The sequence below is a fragment of the Porticoccus sp. genome (genome assembly GCF_041592135.1).
GTDB lineage: Bacteria > Pseudomonadota > Gammaproteobacteria > Pseudomonadales > Porticoccaceae > Porticoccus.
Map to the genome: position 1 here is coordinate 38,624 of NZ_JBFHQR010000003.1, position 9,748 is coordinate 48,371.

Below are 9,748 nucleotides of genomic sequence, written 5' to 3' on the forward strand. Positions count from 1 at the left end.
CAAATCTCAAAACTACGTAATGAGATTTGCAGATGGCATTCATCCACGGGTAAATCCGTGGTGTTCTGTCCGCTTCGCGACCGCGTGCATAAAAAGGCCGCTTTACCAAGCGGCCGGGGCTCTCTCGACGCAGAGTTCAGGACAACATTTAACGGAAAAATAACAGCTCCCGGTATTTGGGCAGCGGCCACAATTCATCCGCCACTTCCGTTTCAAGCCTGTCCGCATGCAACCGCACCTCGTCCATCAGGGGGCGGACTGTATTGGCACAGAATTTCATGTGCTCCTCGGTGGAATCAAAATCATGCTTTCCGATGATCGCTGACAGCTCTGCCACCGCCAGCATCATGGCGTTGACCTCGGTCGCAACCTTGCCGGCCACCGCCGCGTCCAGCTTGACACCCACCTCCCCGGCAGCCGAAATCGTCGCCGCCAGGTCCGCTATATAGCCCATAGCCGCCGGGTAAATCAGGGTTTTTGCCATCTCCACCGTCAGCTTGACCTCAACCTCGATGGAGAGGATGTACTGCTCGGCATACACCTCGTAACGACTGGCCAGTTCCACCGGGGTCAGCACACCCGTCTTTTTAAACAGCTCGACCACCGCCGGATCCAGAAACGCCGGCAGTGCGTCAGCCGTGGTGGGCAGGTTTTTCAACCCCCGCTCCTCTACCGCCATCCGGTGCCATTCCGGCGAGTAGCCGTTGCCGCCAAACACCACGCCGCCGTGCGCTTGCATCAATTCCTGCAGCACCAGAATCACCGCTTCCGTCTGGCTAGCGGTGGCGGCAAGGCTGCTTTCCAGGCGCAGCGCAATCCATTCCAGTGAATCCGCCAGCATGGTGTTCATGGCCACCAGCGGCCCCGACACCGATTGCGATGAGCCCACTGCGCGAAACTCAAAACGGTTGCCGGTGAAGGCAAAGGGCGAGGTGCGATTGCGGTCACCGGGGTCCCGTTCGAATGTCAGAATCTGCGTCAAGCCCAGATCCATCATGCCACCCTTGGCGGTCTCATTGAGCTTGCCCGCCTTGATATCCATGAACAGTTTTTCCAACTGATCGCCGAGGTAGACCGAGAGAATGGCCGGTGGCGCCTCGTTGGCCCCCAGGCGATGATCGTTTGCCGCAGAGGCAATCGCCGCGCGCAGCAGTGGTCCGAACACATGTACACCGCGAATCACCGCACCGCAAAAAAGCAGAAAGATCAGATTGTCATTGGGGGTGCTGCCCGGATCGAGCAGGTTGCCCTGGGTGGCATTGCCCACCGACCAGTTCACGTGCTTGCCCGAACCATTCACACCGGCAAAGGGTTTTTCGTGCAACAGGCAGAGGAAGCCGTGTTTTTTGGCGGTGATCTTTAACAGCGTCATCAGCAATTGCTGGTGATCTGAGGCGACATTGGCCGATTCAAAATAGGGCGCTATCTCGAACTGCCCCGGGGCCACCTCGTTGTGGTGGGTTTTGGCAGGGATTCCGAGGCGATAGAGCCTGTCCTCCAGATCCTGCATAAAGACCTGAACCCGCTCCGGGATAGCCCCGAAATAATGATCGTCGAATTCCTGGCCCTTAGCCGGGGGCGCGCCGAACAAACTGCGCCCAGCCAGCAACAGATCGGGGCGACTGCTGGCAAAATTGGCATCGACCAGGAAATATTCCTGCTCGGCGCCACAGCTGGAACTCAGGGTGGCTATCTCTTTTTCTCCCATCAGCGACAGGACTTTTTTTGCCGCCTTGTCCAGGGCCGCATTGGAGCGCAACAGCGGAATCTTTTTGTCCAGCGCCTCACCCGTCCAGGACATGAACACACTGGGAATCATCAGGGTGGCACCGTTGTCCGTGTGCATGATATAGGCCGGACTGGTGGGGTCCCAGGCGGTATAGCCGCGGGCGGCATTGGTCATCCGCAGGCTGCCGTTGGGAAATGACGAGCCGTCCGGTTCGCCCTTGATCAACAGGCTGCCGGTAAACTCGGTGATGGCACCGCCGTCGGAGTTGGTAATGATAAAGCCATCGTGCTTTTCAGCGGTGGCATTGGTCATCGGATAGAAAATATGGGAGAAAAACTTGACCCCTTTGGCGATGGCCCAGTCCTTCATGGCAGCGGCCACCACATCTGCGGTGCCGGGATCCAGTGCGGCGCCGGTCTGCACGGTGTTCTTCATCGCCTTGAAGGCATTTTTGGATAGCGCTTCTTCCATGGTCGCCAGGTTGAACACATCCGTAGCCCAGATTTTGCTGAGCGATTCCGGCATTTCAACGGCAACAGGTTCGCGGTTATTGATTTCCGTAATGGCAAGCATGCGGGGCTGGTTTCCACTCATGGGTTGTTCCTCAGCTTCTGGATGGAGAGATCGTCCACTGCCTCCGCGCAAATATCACAGGAAACCAATTCAGGAAGAACATGGAAGGGGGATCCCGCTCGAAGTGCTCTGGCAACAGAATGTGTTTACGAGCTTTTCGTCTGTACCGATTACTAGGCAATAATCAGTCCAGTTTTTGCGGAGAGCGGGTAATGGGGGCTGGGTTCGCCCCTCAGGCCACCAGAAAGGGGCATGGTGATGACCCCGTGCGCGGATTGGCACCTGAGCAATGTTGTTTTTTGACCCGAAACAGGGCGCAGCTCATCCCGCTATCGCCCGCCTTGCACAACTATGGCTGTTTTGATGCGGCGGGCCTGGTCAGCCGGGACGATAAACCGCGACATTCTTGAAACCCTGTTCCACCAACAGCTCGGCGTGCAGGCGACTCATCACCCCCTTGTCACAATAGAGCAGGTAATGGGGGCCCTGCTCAAAGTGCTTGAAGCGGGTCTGCAGGCTGAAAAACGGCACCGCTTGCACCACAGAACCCGCCACCTTCAGGGGGCGGACATCCACCTCATCCGGGTGGCGAATATCCAGAATAATGGCATCCGGCTGGGGAATGGCAAAAATTTCCACCTCCGCCAATGGCGTATCATCTTCCATGACATTGTCGATATTCTGTATCCGCTTATTGGCCACCGCCTGGTCGAGTACGGCAAAGTCGAAATTCGCCTCTTCTGCGGCAACCTTGTCCTCCCGGGCACGGGTCGTGGGCTTGACGGAAATCACCCCACAGTATTCCGGCATGCTGGCGGCAAACTGCTCCGTGCCAATAGCCCGGGCAATATCGATGATGTCGTTTTTGTCCGAGGTGATCAGCGGCCGCAGCACCAGCATGCTGGTCACCGAATCAATCACCGCCAGGTTGGCCAGTGTCTGGCTGGAGACCTGAGCGACACTTTCACCGGTCACCAGCGCCTGTACCTCCATATCCCCGGCAATTTGCGTGGCCGCCCGCAGCATCATGCGCTTCAGCACCACCCCCATTTCAGCGTTGCGCACCTTGCCGAGGATTTCTCCCACCACGGCCTCAAACGGTACCGTGATAAAACGCACCCGGTGGGAACTGCCAAATTTGTTCCACAGGTAGAAGGCGACTTCCTTCACCCCCACCTCGTGAGCGCGACCGCCTAGATTGAAGAACAAGTAGTGGGTGCGCAAGCCGCGCCTGGTCATCAAATAACTGGACACGGTGGAATCGAAGCCGCCCGAAATGAGGGAGATCACCGTATCCTGGCTGCCGAGCGGAAAGCCACCCAATCCCCTGCTCGTCTCTTCGATGACAAACAACTCGTCCTGCCGAATCTCCAGACGCACGGTGACATCGGGATTTTTCAGGCTCACACCAACGGCCTCCGACTGCTGCAACAAGCCGCCGCCCACCTGCCGCTCCACCTCACTGGAGCTGAAGCTGTGCTTGCCACTTCTTTTAACCCGCAACACGAACGTATGCCCGGCGAGTTTTTCTCGCCACACCGCTAGGGTGTTGGCCAGGATGTCGTCGAAGTCCCCCAGGGGAAAATGCTGCACCCGGGAAAAATTGGCAATCCCCGGTGTCCGCGCCAACAGGTCGGAGACCTGAGCCGTCAGCGCAGCGTCATCCGGGCCCATGACCTGCAGCTTTTCCCAATCCTGATCCACCTGAATACTGGCATCCAGATCGCGCAGCAGCCTGCGCAGGTTCTCCCGCAACTGGCGGGTCATACGCTTGCGAACAGGCGTGCTTTTTATGGTGATTTCGGGAAACAGTTTGATGACAAAATGCATGGCAGAAATGATTCACTACAAGGGAGCTTCGAAGGCGTCAGATTATATTACAAAAGCGAGCGAATTCCGCTTATGATGGGCATTCTGCGCAAAGGCACGGCAGGGCTGGCACCATGTTAGAGCATAAATTCAAATATATGCACCACAAAGGTGCATAAAAACAGTCAATACGCCGACTTATGCAGGTAACTTACTGAATTTATTATGCACCATCACTGGCATATCTTTTGCTTCAATTTGGCACACTGATTGCTAAAAAACCAATCAATCTGTCTTAACACGACTTCAATGTTTTTATCGCCGTGAACCGGCTCTGGATATCCACAACTGGAGGAGCTAATGTCCAACAAAACCCTCACCCTGATCAAAGAAAGCGAAGCCCAATGGGTCGACCTGCGCTTCACAGACACCAAAGGCAAGGAACAGCATGTCACTATCCCCACTGCGGCAGTTGACGAAGAGTTCTTTGAAATCGGCCAAATGTTCGACGGCTCCTCCATCGCGGGATGGAAGGGTATTAACGAATCCGACATGGTGCTGATGCCCGACGACAGCACATCGATTCTCGACCCCTTCTCTGATGCTCCCACCGTCATTGTTCGTTGCGATATCCTCGAACCCTCCACCATGACCGGCTATGAGCGCGACCCCCGCTCTGTCGCGAAGCGCGCGGAAGAATACCTGCAGTCCACCGGCCTCGGCGACACCGCCTTCTTTGGCCCGGAGCCCGAATTCTTTATTTTTGACGACATCAAATGGGGCGCCGACATGAGCGGCAGCTTTGTCAAAATCAGCTCCGAAGAGGCCGCCTGGTCCACTGGTTCAGATTTTGCCGAAGGCAATATGGGTCACCGTCCGCGCGTCAAAGGCGGTTACTTCCCGGTTCCGCCGATCGACTCCCTGCACGACATCCGCGCCGCCATGTGCGACGCCATGACGCAAATGGGTCTGTCCATCGAAGTGCACCACCACGAAGTGGCCACTGCCGGTCAGTGTGAAATCGGTGTGAAATTCAACACCCTGGTGAAAAAGGCTGACGAAACCCAGATCCTCAAATACTGCGTGCACAATGTGGCCCACGCCTACGGCAAAACGGCTACCTTCATGCCCAAGCCCATCGTTGGCGACAACGGTTCCGGCATGCACTGCCACCAGTCCTTCTGGAAAGGCGGTGAAAACCAGTTTGCTGGCGACGGCTATGCCGGCCTGAGCGAAACCGCCCTGTATTACATCGGCGGCATCATCAAGCACGCCAAGGCGTTGAATGCCTTCACCAACCCCGGCACCAACTCCTACAAGCGTCTGATCCCGGGCTTCGAAGCACCGGTTATGCTGGCCTACTCCGCCCGCAACCGCTCCGCTTCTATCCGCATTCCGTACACCGCTTCCCCGAAGGGCAAGCGCATTGAGGCTCGCTTCCCCGACCCGATCGCCAACCCCTACCTGGCTTTCGCAGCCATGCTGATGGCTGGCCTGGACGGTGTGCAGAACAAGATCCACCCTGGCGATGCCGCCGACAAGGATCTGTACGATCTGCCCCCGGAAGAAGCAGCAGCCATTCCACAAGTCTGTGGCAGCCTGCGCGAAGCCCTGTCATCCCTGGATGCAGACCGCGAGTTCCTCACCAAAGGTGGCGTATTCACTGACGATATGATTGACGCCTACATCTCCCTGAAAATGGAAGATGTTTACCGCGTTGAACACACTACCCACCCCGTTGAATTCGACCTGTACTATTCCGTATAAGTCGCTTCAGCGGATTGAAATACCGGGCTGGATCTTTCAGTCCGGTATTTTAAAAATCAAAAAAAGCCCGCTATTTTTGAATAGCGGGCTTTTTCTTGGGTCAAAGGAAGACTAGTCTTTACCACTTCGGCAAGGAGAATCTAACGTGAGCACAGGATACCGACTGTTTTTCGCATTTTTTTTGTTGTGCGCAACAGCCTTACCGGCTGCCGCACAGGTCTACAAAACTGTAGATGAACAGGGCAATGTGACCTACACCGACAAGCCGCCCTCGGATGACAACACCGCCGAACCGGTAGATCTGCCCGCCATCAACACCCAACCCGCCCTGCAGCCCCGCCCCGCCGAGAGCAAAAAAACCGCCGAGATCGGTTACAAGGAGGTCTCTATCCTGGCGCCGGCACAGGATGCCACCATACCCCCGGGGCAACTGAACGTGGTGGTGCAAATTTTCCTCGAACCCGCCCTGAAACCCGGGCACCGGGTACAACTGCTCCACAATGGCAGCCCCTACGGCGAACCCGCCTACGCCACCTCTTTCTCAATCGACTCACTGATCCGCGGCGAACACAGCCTGCAGGCACAGATAATAGACGAAAATGGGGCCGTGGTCGCCCAATCGGGCAGCAGAACCATTCACGTTAAACGCGCCTCCGCCCTGAACAATCCCGCCAAGCCGGGTAAAAAATAGGGCCGCCGCCCACCATTCAATCAAGCCATCACAGCCTGCGCACCATTATGGTGCGCACCTGCTATAATTAACTTACACTTTTTTCAATAAAACCCGTCAGTTGTGGGTTTTCTGGCGCGCCCTAAAACTGGCCCACTATTTGCTACTTCTTTCATTATTACTGAACCATAAAAGGGCAGTGCTCGCTCCAAAGAGTGCAAGCCACTACGCAAAACTGAAACCAGATGACTGACGACCAACTTCACCACTTGCTATTAGATAACCTGAGCACCGCTGTCCTGTTGCTGAATGACGGATTGGAAATCTGTTATCTGAATCCGGCCGCTGAAAATATGCTGGCGGTCAGCGCGGTGCGGCTGTGCGGCAGCGCCGTGGATATGCTGTTTACGGAAGACGAGGCCCCCATGGCTTCACTGCACGAAGCCTTGGCATCGAACCACCCCTTTACCCAGCGCCAGGTCCCCATGACGCTGCCGGACCACTCCCATATCACGGTCGATTTCACCGCCACGCCGGTGCAGACCACGGCGGCGCGCATGCTGGTGGTGGAAATGCAATCCATGGACCGACTGATGCGCATCAACCGCGAAGAGGCGTTGATCACTACCCATGACACCACTCGCAACCTGGTGCGCGGCCTGGCCCATGAAATCAAGAACCCGCTGGGAGGTATCCGCGGCGCGGCCCAGCTGCTCGCAGAAGATCTCGATGAGCAATCGGAGCTGCGGGAGTACACCGAGATCATCTCGGCCGAGACGGATCGGCTCTGCAACCTGGTGGACCGCCTGCTCGGACCCAACACCATGCCCAAGTTTTTACCGGTCAATATTCACGAAGTGCTGGAACATGTGGCGGCACTGGCTGAGGCGGAGACCCGCGGCAGCATTGCCATCCGACGCAATTACGACCCCAGTATTCCGGAACTCCAGGGCGACCGCGGCCAGCTGGTGCAGGCGCTGCTCAACGTGGTTCGCAATGCCATTCAGGCATTGAAAAATAGCAAGCAGAAACGCCCGGCGATCCAACTGATCACCCGCATTCAGCGGCATTTCACCATTGGCAAGGTGCACCACAAGGTCATCTGTCGTATCGACATTATCGACAATGGCCCCGGCATTCCCGACCACCTCATCGACCGCATTTTCTTCCCGATGATCAGTGGACGGGCCGATGGCAGCGGCCTCGGCCTCCCCATTGCCCAGTCCGCCATTAATCTGCACCACGGCCTGATCGAATGTGAAAACGAGAAGGGACAAACTCGTTTCACGATATACCTACCTTTGGATACCTAAACATGGAAAAGCGCACTGTCTGGATAGTCGACGACGACCGATCAATACGCTGGGTGATGGAGAAGGCCCTGAGCCGGGCTGAGTTACATGTCAGCAGTTTTGAGGACGCCAGTGAACTGCTGGCACAGCTGGACAAATCACAGCCGGATACCATCATCAGCGACATTCGCATGCCCGGCATCGACGGGCTGCAATTATTGCAGAAAATTCACGTCGCCAATCCGACGCTACCGGTGATCATTACCACGGCCCACTCCGACCTGGACAGCGCTGTAGCAGCCTACCAGGGCGGCGCCTTTGAGTACCTGCCCAAACCGTTCGACCTGGAAGAACTGATCGCCGTCACCAATCGGGCGATCAACTTCGCCAATGAGCAGGATCGGGAGCGACTCCCCGTCGAAGAGGGGGTGAGCGGGGAAATCATCGGTGAAGCGCCGGCCATGCAGGAAGTGTTTCGGGCCATTGGCCGCCTGTCCCACTCCAACATCACCGTCTTGATCAACGGCGAGTCCGGCACCGGCAAAGAACTTGTCGCCAAGGCCCTGCACGACCACAGCCCGCGCAAGAACAACCGTTTTGTGGCCCTCAACATGGCAGCCATCCCCCACGACCTGATCGAATCAGAGCTGTTTGGCCACGAGAAAGGCGCCTTTACTGGCGCCACCCAGCGCCGCGAGGGTCGCTTCCAGCAGGCAGATGGCGGAACGCTGTTTCTCGATGAGATCGGCGACATGCCTCCGGAGGCGCAGACCCGGTTATTGCGAGTCCTGGCCAACGGCGAATTCTATCTGGTCGGGGGACACACCCCGGTCAAGGTCGACGTGCGCATTATTGCCGCCACCCACCAGAACCTCGAGCAACTGGTGGCCGAAAACCGCTTTCGCGAAGACCTGTTCCACCGGCTCAACGTGATCCGCATCCATTTGCCGAAACTGGCCGACCGGCGCGAGGATATTCCGAAGCTGATGCAGCATTTTTTCCAGCGTGCCGCCAAGGAGCTGGAGACAGAGCCCAAAACCCTGTCCGCCGAAGCCGAGCAGTATCTCAGCATGTTGCCCTGGCCCGGCAATGTCCGCCAGCTGGAGAATATTTGTCGCTGGCTAACGGTCATGGCCTCCGGCCGCGAGGTGCATATCGAGGACCTGCCCCCGGAACTGCGCGACAGCCCGGTGGAAAAGAACAACGTCGTCGGGAGCTGGGAACAGCAATTGCGCAGCTGGGCCGACAGCGAACTCAGCGCCGGCCGCCACGACATCCTGGCATCGGCCGTACCCACCTTTGAGCGTGCCCTGATTGACACCGCCCTGAGCCACACCCACGGTCGCAAGCGGGATGCCGCGGAACTGCTCGGCTGGGGGAGAAATACCCTGACGCGCAAGCTGAAAGAGTTGGGCATGCACGACGAGGATGATCTTTAGGGAATCCGGAAGAACCCGGGCCATTGCGCGCCCGGGTTCACACCCTGAATCACCAGCCGCTAGTGGGTGACCTCGGCACTTTCCTGCTCTTTCTTGGCTTTTGCCTCGGCCAGCGCCTGGGTAAACAATGCCTCAAAATTGACCGGCGGCAGCATCAGCGCCGGAAATGAACCCTTGATCACCACATTGTCCACCACTTCGCGGGCATAGGGATACAGGGTGGAGGGGCACAACACGTTGATCACTTGGGTCATCTGGGCTTTTTCCAGCCCCTTCACCAGGAAAATGCCCGCCTGGTGAACCTCAATCAGGTAGATGGTTTCCTCCCCGTCTTTAACCGTCATGGTCAGGGTCAATACCACCTCAAAATGGGTTTCATCCAGCTGGTTTACCTGGGTGGAAAGCTCCTGTCCGATTTTCGGCTTCAACTCACGCTGAAAGGCCTCCGGCCCCATCGGGGTCTCAAAGG

Annotated in this window: 7 protein-coding genes; 4 read left to right on the forward strand and 3 right to left on the reverse strand. The window is 57.1% G+C overall.

The genetic code is table 11. The annotated features are described in order from the left end of the window. Nucleotides 1-148: 148 nt before the first annotated feature. Together ABY948_RS00750 and thiI are read right to left on the reverse strand one after the other, a co-directional pair. The gene (locus ABY948_RS00750) at nt 149-2,323 is read right to left on the reverse strand and encodes a glutamine synthetase III family protein (RefSeq protein ID WP_461480583.1); all 2,175 of its coding nucleotides are present in this window, start codon (nt 2,321-2,323) and stop codon (nt 149-151) included. Between the two features lie 357 nt (nt 2,324-2,680). After that, nucleotides 2,681-4,132: a tRNA uracil 4-sulfurtransferase ThiI gene (thiI, locus tag ABY948_RS00755; protein ID WP_461480584.1), complete on the reverse strand. Its 1,452-nt coding sequence runs from the start codon at nt 4,130-4,132 to the stop codon at nt 2,681-2,683. Nucleotides 4,133-4,471: 339 nt separating this feature from the next. Here thiI and glnA point away from each other — a divergent pair, with 339 nt between their 5' ends. The 4 genes from glnA (at nt 4,472) to ntrC (ending at nt 9,279) form a co-directional block, all read left to right on the forward strand. Next, complete coding sequence (glnA, locus tag ABY948_RS00760) at nt 4,472-5,878, forward strand: glutamate--ammonia ligase (protein ID WP_461480585.1); 1,407 nt, start codon at nt 4,472-4,474, stop codon at nt 5,876-5,878. 145 nt (nt 5,879-6,023) lie between these two features. Further along, nucleotides 6,024-6,569, forward strand: a complete 546-nt coding sequence (locus ABY948_RS00765; protein ID WP_461480586.1) for a DUF4124 domain-containing protein — start codon at nt 6,024-6,026, stop codon at nt 6,567-6,569. A gap of 224 nt (nt 6,570-6,793) precedes the next feature. Further along, nucleotides 6,794-7,861 carry a nitrogen regulation protein NR(II) gene (gene glnL, locus ABY948_RS00770; RefSeq protein WP_461480587.1) on the forward strand — a complete coding sequence of 356 codons (1,068 nt, stop codon included), beginning with the start codon at nt 6,794-6,796 and terminating at the stop codon, nt 7,859-7,861. 2 nt (nt 7,862-7,863) lie between these two features. Then, the gene (ntrC, locus tag ABY948_RS00775) at nt 7,864-9,279 is read left to right on the forward strand and encodes a nitrogen regulation protein NR(I) (RefSeq protein ID WP_461480588.1); all 1,416 of its coding nucleotides are present in this window, start codon (nt 7,864-7,866) and stop codon (nt 9,277-9,279) included. A gap of 59 nt (nt 9,280-9,338) precedes the next feature. On the opposite strand, the gene secB is transcribed toward ntrC, so the two are convergent. Next, on the reverse strand, nt 9,339-9,748 hold a 410-nt coding region (gene secB / locus ABY948_RS00780), incomplete at its 5' end, for a protein-export chaperone SecB (protein WP_461480589.1).